This is a genomic window from Bordetella muralis, assembly GCF_965139205.1.
In the GTDB taxonomy this organism is placed as follows: Bacteria; Pseudomonadota; Gammaproteobacteria; order Burkholderiales; family Burkholderiaceae_B; genus Bordetella_A; species Bordetella_A muralis.
Genome location: NZ_CBCSIU010000001.1, coordinates 1 through 14,585, shown reverse-complemented (window position 1 = coordinate 14,585; position 14,585 = coordinate 1). Strand labels below are relative to the sequence as shown.

The window sequence follows — 14,585 nt, the reverse complement described above, 5'->3', positions numbered from 1 at the left end:
CCGCCATGCGCTGGCAGGGGTGCCGGCGCAGGTGCGACCCAATTTTTAGGAGCTTTTATGAGCCTGCCCACCGATCGTAAATACACTGAGTCCCATGAATGGGTGCTCGCCGAAGGCGACGTGTTCGTCGTCGGCATTACCGACAACGCCCAGGAACAATTGGGTGATCTCGTCTTCGTTGGCGATGTCAACGTAGGCGCCAAGCTCAAGGCCGGCGAGACCGCAGGCGTGGTTGAGTCGGTCAAGGCTGCCTCCGATATCTATGCACCCGTGACGGGCGAGATCGTGGCCTTTAACGAAGAGCTGGAAAACACGCCGAACCTGATCAACGATTCGCCCTATACCGCCTGGATCTACAAGATCAAGCCGGACAACGCCGCTGACGCCGACAAACTGTTGGACGCCGCCGGCTACGAAGCCGTCGCCAACGGCTGATCTGGCTGACGCCGCGCGGGCGCTGCGCCCGCGCGGCCATTTTTCTGTACCGAGACCTCTCATGTCGCGCGCTCTAGATACCCATTCCGATTTCATTCCTCGTCATATTGGTCCCTCGCTGGGGGATCAGGAAAAAATGCTCGCGGCCGTTGGCTGCGATAGTCTGAACACCTTGCTTGACGAGGTCGTGCCGCCCGCGATTCGCAGCCGGGCGCCCTTGGCGTTGCCTGCCTCGCGCAGTGAGCCCGATGTGCTGGCCGAGCTCAAGGCCATCGCTGGCCGTAATCGCATTTACCGCAATTACATCGGTCAAGGGTATTACGGCACGCACACGCCGAATGTGGTGTTGCGCAACGTGCTGGAGAATCCGGCTTGGTACACGGCGTATACGCCTTATCAACCCGAGATCTCGCAAGGCCGCCTGGAAGCCCTGTTGAACTACCAGACTATGGTGGCGGACCTGACGGGCCTGGATATTTCCAATGCGTCGCTGCTGGACGAGGGGACAGCGGCTGCTGAGGCCATGACGCTGGCGCGCCGTGGTTCCAAATCGGCCAGCCCGGTGTTCTTTGTCTCGGCGCATTGCCATCCGCAAACGATCGAAGTCGTGCGCACGCGTGCCGAAGGCCTGGGTATCGAGATCGCCATAGGCGATGAGGCGCAAGGTTTGCCGGAATGCTTTGGCGTACTGCTGCAATATCCGCATAGCCTGGGCGCGGTCAGCGACTATCGTGCGTTGGCCGAGGCGGCACATGCACAAGGCGCCGTTGTCGCGTGCGCGACGGACTTGCTGGCGCTGGCGTTGTTGACGCCCCCGGGAGAGTGGGGCGCGGACATCGCCGTCGGCTCGTCGCAGCGCTTTGGGGTGCCGTTTGGTTTCGGCGGCCCGCACGCGGGTTTCATGGCCTGCAAAGACGCCTTCAAGCGCAATATGCCGGGCCGTTTGGTCGGCGTGTCGAAAGATGCCCAGGGCAATCCGGCATTGCGCCTGGCATTGCAGACGCGCGAACAGCATATCCGCCGCGAGAAAGCGACGTCGAATATTTGCACGGCGCAGGTGCTGCTGGCCGTGATGGCGGGCTTGTACGCCGTGTGGCACGGTCCCGAGGGTATCCGTCGCATCGCCACGCGCGTGCAGCGCTACACGGCGATTCTGCGCACGGCGCTGACGCAGTTGGGGGTCAAAGTCGTCAACGACACGTTCTTTGACACGCTGCTGCTGGAAACAGGGGCGGCGACGCCAGCGTTGGTAGTGGCTGCCGAGTGCGAACACATCAACCTGCGCCGCGTCGATGGCGCACGCTTGTCGGTCTCGCTGGACGAGACGGTGACTGCCGCCGATTTGCAGGCTCTGGTGAATGTCTTTGCCGCGGGCCTGGAAAAAGACGACGTGGCGCTGGATATCGACGCCCTGGATGCCAAGGCTGCGGGCGGGATTCCCGCGGCGGTGCAACGTGAGAGTGCGATTCTGTCGCACCCCGTGTTCTCCAGTGTGCAATCTGAAACCGACATGCTGCGCTATCTGCGCAAGCTGTCCGACAAAGACCTGGCCCTGGATCGCAGCATGATTCCGTTGGGCTCGTGCACGATGAAGCTGAACGCGACGGCCGAGATGATTCCCGTCACGTGGCCCGAGTTTGCGCAGATCCATCCGTATGCGCCGGTGGACCAAAGCCAGGGCTATCGCGAATTGGTGCAGCGCCTGTCTGACGCGCTGTGCGAAATCACCGGATATGACGATATCAGCCTGCAGCCGAACTCGGGCGCGCAGGGCGAATATGCGGGCCTGCTGGCGATCCGCGGTTATCACCGCGCCAACGGCCAATCTCAGCGCGATGTATGTTTGATCCCCGCCTCGGCGCACGGCACCAATCCCGCATCCGCCCAGTTGGTGGGGATGAGTGTGGTCGTCGTGGCCTCTGACGCCAACGGCAACGTCGATATCGCAGACCTGCGCGCCAAGGTCGAGCAGGTGGGCGATCGCCTGGCTGCTTTGATGATCACCTATCCGTCGACACACGGTGTGTTCGAAGAGGCCATCACCGAGATTTGCGATCTGGTGCATCAGGCCGGTGGCCAGGTATATCTGGATGGCGCCAACATGAACGCCATGGTCGGTGTCGCCCAGCCCGGGAAGTTCGGTTCCGATGTCTCGCACCTGAACCTGCACAAGACGTTCTGCATCCCGCACGGCGGTGGCGGGCCGGGTGTCGGTCCGGTGGCCGTGCGTTCGCATCTGGCGCCGTATTTGCCGGGCGTGTTGAATGCGCAAGGCAAGCTGGATGTCGAATCCGAGGTCGGCCCCGTGTCCGCAGCACCGTTTGGCTCGGCCAGCATTTTGCCGATCTCGTTTGCCTATATTGCGCTGATGGGAGCCGATGGCCTGCGTAGCGCGACCGAGATGGCGATCCTGAATGCGAACTATCTGGCAGCACGATTGCGTGATCATTATCCGGTGCTGTACGCCGGCCGAAATGGCCGTGTCGCGCACGAATGTATTCTGGACGTTCGTCCGCTGAAAGACACGACGGGTATCAGCGCCGAGGACATCGCCAAACGCTTGATGGACTATGGTTTCCACGCGCCTACGATGAGCTTTCCGGTGGCAGGAACGCTGATGGTCGAGCCGACCGAGTCCGAAGGCCTGGCGGAACTGGATCGCTTTGTCGATGCCATGATCTCCATCCGTGAAGAGATCGCGCAAATCGAACGCGGTGAGCGTGATCGCGACGACAACGTGCTGAAGAATGCTCCGCACACGGCGCAGATGCTGTTGGCTGAGGAATGGCACCACGACTATCCCCGTCAGCAGGCCGCGTATCCGGTCGAGTCGCTGCGCGAGACCAAGTACTGGCCGCCTGTGGCGCGCGTGGATAACGCCTACGGTGATCGCAATCTGGTGTGCGCTTGCTTGCCCATCGAGGCCTATGCGTGACCTCGTAGTGTGACGATGGCGCTGCGCGGATAGCGCGCCAACGTAAAAACGCCCGCCGATTGATAGTCGGCGGGCGTTTTTGTTTAGCGATGCCAGCGGGGCCGGCATCATGTCAGTGCTTATTTACGAGGCGCCTCTTTCATCGTGTCGGTGAACATCGACACATTGGCCAGGAACATCTGTACTGTGAATTCCACATTGTCTTGGCCTACGCCACCGTAGGCATTTACATCCATTTCCATGGTGGCGACTTTGTTCTCGGTATCCCAATAGGCGCGCGTCAGGCGGTTGTTCTGGTTCCATTCGTTGAGCACGCGCATCGGCACGGGGTAAGGCGTGGCGACGGTGAGGCGCATTTGCATGTCGGTGCACGAGGACTCGGTGTCGCAATCGTTGAACAGGATCTCGACGCTTTTGGCGCCTTCGTTGTTGCCATCGATCGTCAGCACGGGCGTGTCGTAATCCGAGGTGCCGAGTTCGTAGTCGAAGCCCGTGTCACTGACCATCTGGCCGATCTGGGCCGGGTCCAGCGAGTTCAGCAAGGTGTTTTCGCTGTCCTCGCCATAATCGTGGTCGTCGTCCTCGACACTGCTCAGCAGGGCGCCAAACAGCTCGTCGGCGGGGACTTCTTCACCATTCAGGTTGGCCTTGCCGTCGGCATAGTGGAACGTGCTCACGACGTTGTCGCCATCGGTCTTGGCGATGCCGAACATCTCGGCCATACCGGCCATGGAGGTCACTTGGTCAGCGGCTTCTTTGGCAGCGGCTGCAGCGTCTATTCCTTCGCCTTGCAAGTACTGTGCGGCCAGGCCTTGCACCATGGGCTTGGAGACGGTGACCTTCATGTCGATCAGCTTGACGGATTGCTGCAGCAGTTGCTTGGCATCGTCTGGCAGTTCCTTGCCTGCGACCAGGCCGGCGGGCTTGGTCAACTCGATGGCCAGGTTCAAGTTGCTTTTGCCTTTGGCGGTCTCCCAGACGAAGGGATCGACGCGCATGGTCGGGTTGGCGGCCAGCAATTGGATCGCCTGGTTGACGAGTTCGATTGCCTGCGCGCCGTCCGCCTTGCTGTCTTCGGTACCGTCGGCGACCTTGGTCAGCATTTCGTTATAGAGATCGGACAGTGCTTTTGCGGCTTTGCCGTCGATCTTGTCGAATTTGATCGTGGCATGGCCTTTACCGAAATCGCTGCCATTGACGGCGATCTGGCCGATTTTATAGTCGGCTGCGACGTTGATGGTGGTGTCTTGTTCGGCGATTTTCGCGGTGTAGGCCAGATCCTTCAGTTCGATCTTGGTCTTGACGGTTGCCGCTGGGGGCTGAGCAGGCTGTTTAGGCTGGGCGGGCTGTTCGGGTTGCGCCGGCGTCTGGCTTTCTGCGCTCGGATTCTGCGCAGCATTGGCGGCCTCGTCGGCGGCTCGTGCAGCTTCTTCCGCCGCTTCTGCTGCGTCGGAGGCGGCGTCCGCGTAGGGGTCCTGCGGCTCTTCGACCTCGATCATGATGTTATCGAATTTGGCACCAGAACTGCCTACGCCAAAGCCGAATTTGCCCTGCTGGCTGTCGACGTCCACCGTTATGCCGGTGATATTCGCATTGACCTTCTGGCCTTCGTCGTCCTCGGACAATTGCAGAGCCAGTTGGTTGACCTTGCCGGTGCCGACGGCGTGTTTGGTGGCGCGTACAAAGCTGCCTTCGAATTGGGCGCCGCTGAACTTGACGGACTGGTCCGTTTGCGCAGCGTACTCGATAGGGGCAATCGTGGCCGTGCCGACGCCGTCACCGTTGTAAGACAGGACCGTGTCACCGACCAACGGCGAGACGCCCTTGGTCAGTTCGAACAAGGGTTTGACGAGATCATTGGAGGCGACTTCGCTGTGAACGAAAGCCAGCTTGGGCAGCCATTGGCCACGGGCCAATGCGCCTTTGGGGAAGGGGCCGTGTTCAATGCGGCCGACAATTTCCACCATGCCTTTGGGGGGCGCTTCTTCGCCCGGGACTTTGGTCAGTTGGATGCCATAGCGGACGTCGCTGCTGAAAAAATGACGGTCGTAGGAAATCTGGCTGATCGTGACACCAAAGCCTGTGCTGCCCAATGCGCTGGCCAACTCTTTGTTGAGTTCCGTCAGGCGCACAGGCTCTTCTGTTTGGATGCGCTTGCCGGTGTACCACGTGGCGCCGAGCCAGCCTGCGACTGCGATGACGACCACGCCCGTCGTGATCCCTACTACCTTTTTCATTTTTTCGTCCATTTATTGTTTGCATGCTGACGGGACGGCGATGGTGCGCCGTCCCGTCAGGAGCGATAGCCGCCCGCGGTGAGTATAACGAGGTGTAGTCAGCGCGTTCTGGGAACTACATTACAAGTCGTGTCTATGGTAAACAAATAACATCTGGCCTGACTACAGGTGTCTCGCCGACGACGCTAAGAGAGCGGTGGGAGTATAGCGAATGGACTTTGGGACAACGAGGCCGGCGTGAGCGCTGGAATCGTAGGTGGTACAGGGGGGCACAGCCTGCTTTGATGCCCCCCCGAAAATCGGACCCACGGAGCACACGGGCGCGAACCTGTCGGTGTTGATGTCATGCGTTTTCGTTTACAGCGGGTCTAGAGGATAAATCGGGCGCCGCACGTGCTTGAATTCCAATTGGCTGTAGTCGGAGGTAGTGACGCCCACCCCGGTGCATTCGATGATCTCGCTCGCCAGATCGGAAAAGCCGGCTCGCCAGTGAACGCGGCTTTTCAGGACCACATAGTTTTTCTGCAAGGGATCTATGCCCGCCGAGAGCAGGCAGTTGATGTCAAAGGGTTCCTGGTGGCGCGAGATCAAGACGATTTCGACATTGCCCGTGTCGAAGACGACGGTCAGTCCGGTGTCGTTGCGTACGCCGCGATACATGGGGCCGCGGTTCAGGTAGACGCCGTCAAAGATCAGCTTGACGCGACCGGTGACAGATAGGGTCCGACTTTGCTGTTTGAGGGCGGGCATGGGCATTTTGCCGCCCAGGTTTAAGGTGATCTCGGTACCTACCCCCGCGGCGGCGGCTTGTTGGGCGGCCTCGGGGTCGCACAGCGCGTAGAAGGCGACGTTTTTCAGGTCCTGGCGCAGGATCTCGGCGAGGACTTCGGTGGTGTCCATCGTGCCGCCCGAGCCTGTATTGTCAAAATGATCCAGCAAGACGACAGGGCCTTGTGCGATGGCCTTCGCGCGGGTGATGGCGGGAGCCAGGGGCTCGCAGTGAAAGACCCATTGTTCGCGTGCGTTCCACGCGGTGTCCAGCAACTCGTCCCGATAGCGTTCGGCGGCAGGCAGGTCGCCGTCGGTGCAGATGACGGCGCTCAGGCCCGCCTCGCCAATGTCTGCATGGGGAAAACCGACAAATACAGAAGCAGCGAGAACGGCATCCTGCGATTCCAATGCTTCGCAGCGTTGCTGCAGCGACTTATTCGGCTCGGCATGGGTGCCCTGGCACATGATGTGAGGCAGCATGGGTTTGTTGGCCCATGTCATCACGGGGCGAATTTCGCCTTTCAGCGTGCGTGCAATCGTATCGGCCGCACGGACGCCCGCGGCGCGAATGTCAACGTGAGGGTACGTATGAAACCCGGTGACGACGGTGGCATGGCGCACGATGTCGTCGTAGATGTTGGCATGCATATCCAGCGTGACGCCCACCGGTGTGTCGGGGTCTATCTCGCGCAGACGGCGCAGCAGATTGCCCTCGGCGTCTTCGACGCCCTCTGCCACCATCGCGCCGTGCAGATCGAGCAGGATGGCGTCATAGCCGCCGCGCCGCACCTCGTCCAGAATGAGTTCGCACAAGCGTGCGTAAGTATCTGCATCAGTGGGGGCGCTGGGCCACGATTCCGCGGCGACGGGGATCGTGATCTCGGCGCCTTCGCGGCGTGCGATCTCGATATAGCCTCCCAGGCCGCTATCGGTATTCTCGTAGGCACGAACGGCGCGCTCGCCTGCCAGGATCTCCGGGCTGCCGCGAAAGAATCGCTCCAGCGGCGTGGGCACAGGAGAAAAGGTATTGGTTTCATGCTTGATCATTGCCAGTAGCCAACGCATGTCGAAGTCCTTATTAACCTATCAATGAAGAGAGAGTCGAAGTCAGCGAGAGATGACAAAACCGGAAAACCGCTATGTCCTTCGGCCGTCATCGTCACGCAGCGGCCAGCGGCCGAAAATGCTGAAAATCCCATCCGCGCCCGGGCGCAGCATCGATCAGGGCGCGGGTGTAATCGTGTGTCGGCTGCGTGAGCACGGTTTCGGCCGCGCCCGTTTCTACGACCTGCCCGCGTTGCATGACCAGAATGGTGTCGCAGATTTGCGCCGCGACCCGCAGGTCGTGCGTAATGAACAGCACGCCCACGCCGGTGCGTTGGCGGATTTGTTCCAGCAGCCCTAATACTTGGGCCTGCACCGAGACATCCAATGCCGAGACGGCTTCGTCGGCAACGAGGACTTCGGGTTCCATCACCAAGGCGCGGGCGATGCAGATGCGTTGCCGCTGTCCGCCGGAAAACTGGTGGGGATAGCGATCCATGGCATCAGCATCGAGCCCGACGATGCGCAATGTATCGACGGCCTTTGCGGTGGCTTGATCACGTGGAGTGCCGAAATTCAGCAGGCCTTCGATAATGGATTCGCCAATTTTGCGGCGTGGATTCAGCGAACGATAGGGATCCTGAAAAACGATTTGAATACGCTGGCGTACCGGTCTGAGTGCAGTGCCCGACAGCACGGCGATATCGTCGTTGCCCATCAATACTTTGCCAGTTGTGGGCTCGATCAAGCGCATGATGCAACGCGCGACCGTGGATTTTCCGGAGCCGGATTCGCCCACGATACCCAGGATCTCGCCCTTGTGCAGTACCAGATTGACGTCTTGGGCGGCAGGCACTTGGCGCAGACCGCCGGACCAGAATGAACGTTTGTCGATGTAGGTGCGCCCCAAACCCTGTACCCGCAACACCGGATCGCCTGTCGGCGCGTCGCGACGCAATGGGACCAGGCTGGGCACGGACGATACCAAGCGGCGGGTATAGCTTTGTTCGGGGCGCGCCAGAATATCGTCGCGTGTGCCGGACTCGATCAGATCGCCTCGATTCATGACCACAATGCGGTCGGCGATTTCCGCGACGACGCCAAAATCATGCGTGATGAACAGGACCGCGGTCTGATGTTCGGTCTGAAGCTCTTTGATCAGCGCCAGGATTTGTTTTTGCGTGGTGACATCCAGAGCCGTGGTCGGCTCGTCGGCGATCAGCAGGCGAGGCTCCAGAATGAGCGCCATTGCGATGACGATACGCTGGCGCTGACCGCCGGAGAGTTGATGCGGGTACGAGTCATAAATGCGCTCGACGTCTGGCAGATGTACCGAACGGAACATGTTCAGTACTCTATCGCGCCGCTCGGCGCGCGACAGCCGGCGATGCAGCCGCAGAACCTCATCGACCTGGCGGCCCACAGTGTGCACGGGGTTGAGCGCGGTCATGGGTTCTTGGAACACCATGGCCATGCGGGTGGCGCGCATCTCGCGCAAACGCTGCGGCGTAGCGCTGAGGATGTCCTCGCCTTCGACGCGAATGGCGCCGCTGGGTTTGAGCGCGCCGGGCGGCAGCAACCCCATGATAGCCAGTGAACTGACCGATTTGCCCGATCCTGATTCGCCGACTACGCAGACGGTTTCGCCTGCCCGCACGTCCAGGCTCAGATTGCGGACGACCTGTTTGCTGGTGCCGGCCACTGTCACAGACAGATTGCGAATGGCCAGGACGGCGTCCGACGTGTCTCCGGCAGGGGGGTACGGGGAATAGGGCATGACGTTAGATCCTGCGCACCATTTTGGGGTCGAGTGCGTCGCGCAATGCATCACCCAGAATGTTGACACTGAGCACCGTGAGCGACAGAAACAGGCCGGGGAACAGAATTAGGCCGGGCAGCATCCGAAAGTACATGCGGCCCTCGGACATGATGTTGCCCCAGGACGGAATTTCCGGTGGAATGCCTGCTCCCAGAAAACTGAGAATGGCCTCTGTCAGCATGGCCGAGGCGAATACGTAGGTGCCTTGCACGGTGAGCGGAGCAATCGTGCTGGGCACCATATGCCGCCACAACAGCAGCGGCAATGGCGTGCCCAGAGCCAGCGCGGCCTCGACGTAGGGCTCGCCGCGTACGCTGAGGATCTGGCCGCGCACGAGGCGTACGACGCGAGGGATTTCAGGAATGGTGACGGCGACCAGGACCGTGGTCAGACTCGCACCCGTGACGGCGACCAACGAGATCGCCAGCAAGATCCCCGGGATCGCCATGATCGCGTCCATGACGCGCATGATGAATCCATCCAATCGACGGAACCAGCCTGCGAGCAGGCCGATGACCAAGCCTAGGGCGACACTGATGACGGCGGCGCCCAGACCGGTAATGAGCGAGACGCGTGCGCCGTACACGATGCGAGACCAGAGGTCACGGCCAAACGCGTCTGTTCCCAGCAAGGTTTCGGTAAAGGGCCGTTTGAGTCGCTGGCCAGGATCCAGGGCAGTCGGGTCGACCGTCCCTAGCCAAGGAGCCAACAGCGCGGCCGCGGCGATGACGAGCAGAATCGCCAGCGCCAGCAGCACAGGCCAGCTTTTGAATCCCTGCAGCACCCGATGCCATGCCGTGGATCGTGGCGCTGTGTCGGGTGCCTGAACGGCAGGGGCGGCGACGTTGGGCGGGGTGGCCATGGTCAGTACCTGATGCGCGGGTCGAACAGCGTATAGGCGCAATCGACGACCAGATTGATGAACACATATACAAAGGCAAAGAACAGCGTCAGCCCTTGAATGACCGGATAGTCGCGCGCCAATACCGCCTCGACCACCAGACGTCCCAGGCCCGGGATGTTAAACACCGACTCCGTGACGACGACGCCACTGATCAACAAGGCGATGCCTACGCCGATCACCGTGGCGATGGGCACGGCCGCATTGCGCAGCGCATGTCCCAGCAATACGCCGGTTTCGCCCAGGCCTTTTGCTCGAGCAGTGCGGATGAAGTCTTCGCCCATGACTTCGATGACACTGGTGCGGGTGATGCGCGCAATCAGCGCAATGTAGATGGTGGAAAGCGCCAGCGCAGGCAAAATCAACCGATGGAGAAAGGGCCAGAAACCGCTGGATAACGGCGTATAGCCCTGCACCTTGAACCAGTTCAGTTCGATCGCAAAACCCCAGATCAATAGATAGCCTGTCACGAAGACCGGTACGGAAAATCCCAATACGGAAAATCCCATGACCATGCGGTCGAGCAAGCGGCCCTGTTTCCAGGCAGCCAGAATGCCCAGGGGCAGCGCTACGATCAGGGTGAACACCAGTGTCAGAACAGCGAGGCTGAGCGAGGGTTCCAGACGTTGCCCGATCAGCTGCCGCACAGGCACTCCCGACATCAATGAAGTGCCGAAATCGCCCTGTACGAGGCGGCCAGCCCATAGAAAGAACTGTTTGAACAACGGTTGATCCAGCCCCATCACCTGGCGTATCTGCTCGATGCGTTCAGGAGTGGCGCCGTCGCCGGCCATGATGACAGCCGGGTCGCCGGGACTCAGGCGCAAGATGGCAAAGACGACCACGGCCACCAGGATGAGTACCGGAATGGTGGCCAGCAGTCGGCGCAGAATAAAAGCCAGCATGACAGGGCTACCGGATCAAGGGGCTTTCTTGACGTTCCAGAACGCCATGATCGGTGCGTGCACCAGCCCACTGAGTTTGACAGAGTACGCGGTGGGAACAGACATCTGACCGAGCGGCACATACAGGCCTTCGTCGATACCGATGCGTTGCGCTTCGTCGGCGATTTTCTTTTGCTCGGCCGGATCGGAGGTCAGTGCGAATTTGGTGCGCAGGGCTTCGATTTCCGGGAAATTCGGCCAACCGAACCAGGCACTGTCGCCATTGGCCGACGCAGGGGCGGAGCGTACCGGATCCATGATGTCGGTGGCGTACCAGTTGGTGTTGTGGATGTTCCAGCCGCCAGCATCCGGTGCGGCCTTCGATGCACGTCGAGTGGCGACGCTTTGCCAGTCCATGGCGGCCAGGTTCACGTTAAAGCCGGCTTTGCGCAGCGCCTCCGCCATGACGACCGGTTGCGGACTGAGGGTGCCGACGTCCGTCGCGTGCATGAGCAGGACAGGGGTATTGTCGTAACCGGCTTCTTTGAGCAGCGCTTTGGCTTTGTCAATGTTCGACGGTACGACGATGTCTTTGCCGATATCGCTTTCAAACGGCGTGCCGCAGCCCCAGAGCGAAGCGCAGGTCTGGTAGTACTTCGGATTGCCTACCAGTGCCTTCATGACGTCTTCCTGGCCGATCGCGTACATGGCGGCCTGCCGGATCTTTTTATTGTCGAAGGGTGGGTACTTGAAGTTGAAGCGATACATCGTGAAATAGCCCACCGGACTGAGCGACTCGACCTTGAATTCGTCGTTGCCATCCAGCATGGGCAGCAGGTCATACGGGAACTGTTCGACGTAGTCGAGCTCGCCGCCCAAGAGTGCGTTCGCCGTCGTCAGCGCATCGGGCATGACGTCCCAGACGACTTTGTCGACGTTGACGACTTTGCCGCCGGCCAATCCGCTGGCGGGTTCTTTGCGCGGCACGTAGTCCGTGTTCTTGACGTAGACCGTTTTGACGCCGGGTTTGAATTCGGCGACTTTGAACGGGCCGGAGCCTGTCATGTCGGTGATGGGCTTGCCAATAGGCGTCTCCGCGATGCGCTTGGGCATCATGAACGCCGCGGTGCCGGTGGGTTTGGAAAGCGCGCGCAAGGCCAGGTCCGTGGGCTCGGTCATGACGATGCGAAAGGTCTTGTCGTCGACCACATCAATGCTGGAGACGAACTTCAGCAGCGTGCGGCCCATGCCGTCGCCGGCAGCCCAGCGTTTGATCGAGGCTACGCAATCCTCGGCTTTGACAGGCTGGCCGTCATGCCATTTCAGGCCGGGCCGCAGCGTCATCGTGTACGTCTTGCCATCACTCGACACGTCCCACTTGTCCAGCATTTGCGGCTGGACCTTGTTGTTTGCGTCGGTCGCCAGCAAGGTGTCGTAGATCATGTAACCATGCCACGTCGTGATGTACGCGGTGGTCGCATGAGGATCGGTTAATCGCAGCGGCGAGTGCATCACCGCGCGAATGGCGGTTTCTGCATGGGCGCTTCCCACTGCGAAGAGCGCAGCACCGGCCAGGGCGGCCGCACGAACAAACTTCAACATGAAAATCCCCTTTTCTTTCCGTTGTTGGGCGAGCCGAGAGCCGCCGCATGACCGTATACGCCGCGAAGGCAGCATATACGGTCAGAGTGTTGCCGTGCGGGCCGCAAAGGCGGGACCGCAAGGCGCCATTCTGATGCCATGGCGTAGCCGTGTCCATGGCTGCTGTGCTGCATCCATCAGCATCGATCCAGGCGCAGCACATACCAGGATGGTCTGCGCAATCTGGGTGAAGTCTGCCCGGAAATGGGCGGAGCTTTTCAGTACGAGGATGGCCTGGCGCGTGGGCTCGATGCCGGCAAAGCGGAACATCTCCTGATCCGCCATCTGGACTTTGTTGGACGCGACCACAATGCGTACGTCATTCAGGCGCAAGCAGGCACTGGGGCCGAGGTCCATGTGAAAGCCGCGGTAAAACGCGCCGTGAGTGTCGAACCGGCCATCGGAAATTTTTTCGACGATGTAGTCGGCTTCGAGAGGCTCGTCGTCGGGGATGCCCGAATGCCCGCCCAACGCGAGGCGTACCGTTTTGCCTTCGCCCGCATGGTGTGCCGCGAGCGCCGCCGCGGGGTCGACGATCAGGCCGATGGCTGCGTTGGTGGCGTTGTGGCGTATCAGGGCACGCAGAATGCCGGTGGTGTCTGAGCTCCCACCTGCGCCGGGGTTGTCCTGGACGTCGGCAATGATGATGGGGCGAAGGCTGTTGTGCGCCAGGGAGATGGCCATTTGCACGGCTTCGTCCGCGTTCAGTATTTTGCCGCCAAAGTCGGCTTCGGCGTTGAGGACGGCGCGTTCCATGGCATCTGCTGCAGTATCGGCGTCGGCCTGCGTGTCGCCATAGGCCCAGACGGTGGGAGCGCATTCGGGAAAGTCTGCGGCTGGAAAGCCCGTGGCAAAGGACAAGCTGATCGAGGAATCGCGAGACTCGAGATCCTCCAGCCGCTGATACAGGCTGTTCGAGGGCTCGATGTCGGTGGATTGCCAGCACAGCGATATCAAATAGGGAATGCTGCGCAGGGCGACGTAGGGGCGAGGCATGCCATGCAATCTGCGGTCGAGCAGTTGTGCTGCGCGTTGGCCGGTTTCGGCCATGTCGATGTGCGGATAGGTGCGATAGCAGATCAGGCTGTCGGCCTGCGCGATCATGGCGCGCGTAACGTTGGCGTGCAGGTCCAGGCTCGCGACGATGGGAACGTTCGGCCCGACGAGCGCGCGTACGCGGCGCAGGAGTTCGCCTTCGCCATCGTCGAGATGTTCGGCCACCATGGCGCCGTGCAGATCCAGATAGACGCCGTCCAGGGGAAGTGCTTGTTCCAGACCGTTGAGGATCATGCCGCTGATACGCTCGTAGGCGTCGCGGGTGACGTGTCCGGAGGGACTGGCTGCAGCCCAGGTGGTGGGTAGGAGTGTGTGGGCGCGCATGGCATCGATGAAGCCTGCGATCGGGATGTTGGCGCCTGCGACGGCATCAAACAAGGCTGGACCGGATACTAGTTTGGGCCAGCCGCCGCCTTTGTCGGCGAATTCTTCCCAGGTGGCGCGTGAGGGTGCAAAAGTATTTGTTTCGTGCTGGAACCCGCCTATCCCGATACGCATCGGTACGATCCTTCTGTAGTGGGCGTGCGTTGGTGGTAGTTGACTATAAGGATTCTGCGGAAGATGCAAGGGATGGGCAATCAGGCTTTGCCCGGATGTTTGGGCGAGGCGTGCCTGTGAGATGGGGGGGCGTTTCAGTGAGGATGTTTGTTTTTGTAATTGGCGTTTGTTTTTAGTGTTGGAGTTTGTTTTAGACGATGGCGTTTGTTTGTTTTTTTATGGTGATGCTTTTGGGGTTTGAGCTGTGGGGAGAGGGCTTTTGTCTCTAGCTCGTTTGTTGTTCTCGGCTCATCGGCTGTTCGTTCTTAATACGTCGGTGCGGGGGGATAAAGGCTGACAGGGCTTCGCGGGACCGGCCTGGGCG

9 protein-coding genes are annotated in these 14,585 nt (G+C 60.6%); 2 read left to right on the top strand and 7 right to left on the bottom strand.

Annotated features, from left to right (window positions below):
- Nucleotides 1–57 precede the first annotated feature (57 nt).
- Both gcvH and gcvP read left to right on the top strand, forming a co-directional pair.
- Nucleotides 58–435 carry a glycine cleavage system protein GcvH gene (gcvH, locus tag ACNA0I_RS00045; protein WP_415804020.1) on the top strand — a complete coding sequence of 126 codons (378 nt, stop codon included), beginning with the start codon at nt 58–60 and terminating at the stop codon, nt 433–435.
- 61 nt (nt 436–496) lie between these two features.
- Entirely contained in the window at nt 497–3,370 is a 2,874-nt protein-coding gene (gcvP, locus tag ACNA0I_RS00040) for an aminomethyl-transferring glycine dehydrogenase (protein WP_415804019.1), read from the top strand.
- Between the two features lie 119 nt (nt 3,371–3,489).
- Here the strand turns inward: gcvP and ACNA0I_RS00035 are convergent, their stop codons facing one another.
- The 7 genes from ACNA0I_RS00035 to ACNA0I_RS00005 all read right to left on the bottom strand — a co-directional run bounded on the left by ACNA0I_RS00035 (nt 3,490) and on the right by ACNA0I_RS00005 (nt 14,221).
- Nucleotides 3,490–5,607, bottom strand: a complete 2,118-nt coding sequence (locus ACNA0I_RS00035) for a DUF945 family protein (RefSeq protein ID WP_415804018.1) — start codon at nt 5,605–5,607, stop codon at nt 3,490–3,492.
- Nucleotides 5,608–5,964: 357 nt separating this feature from the next.
- Complete coding sequence (locus ACNA0I_RS00030; protein ID WP_415804017.1) at nt 5,965–7,443, bottom strand: M81 family metallopeptidase; 1,479 nt, start codon at nt 7,441–7,443, stop codon at nt 5,965–5,967.
- A 94-nt stretch (nt 7,444–7,537) separates the two neighbouring features.
- Nucleotides 7,538–9,199, bottom strand: coding sequence for an ABC transporter ATP-binding protein (locus tag ACNA0I_RS00025; protein WP_415804016.1), 1,662 nt, complete (start codon nt 9,197–9,199; stop codon nt 7,538–7,540).
- Between the two features lie 4 nt (nt 9,200–9,203).
- Nucleotides 9,204–10,103, bottom strand: coding sequence for an ABC transporter permease (locus ACNA0I_RS00020; protein ID WP_415804015.1), 900 nt, complete (start codon nt 10,101–10,103; stop codon nt 9,204–9,206).
- A 2-nt stretch (nt 10,104–10,105) separates the two neighbouring features.
- Nucleotides 10,106–11,047 (bottom strand): ABC transporter permease, encoded by a 942-nt coding sequence (locus ACNA0I_RS00015; RefSeq protein WP_094823282.1) that lies wholly within the window; start codon nt 11,045–11,047, stop codon nt 10,106–10,108.
- Nucleotides 11,048–11,062: 15 nt separating this feature from the next.
- Nucleotides 11,063–12,628, bottom strand: coding sequence for an ABC transporter substrate-binding protein (locus ACNA0I_RS00010; protein WP_415804014.1), 1,566 nt, complete (start codon nt 12,626–12,628; stop codon nt 11,063–11,065).
- A gap of 81 nt (nt 12,629–12,709) precedes the next feature.
- Complete coding sequence (locus ACNA0I_RS00005) at nt 12,710–14,221, bottom strand: M81 family metallopeptidase (RefSeq protein ID WP_415804013.1); 1,512 nt, start codon at nt 14,219–14,221, stop codon at nt 12,710–12,712.
- Nucleotides 14,222–14,585: the final 364 nt, after the last annotated feature.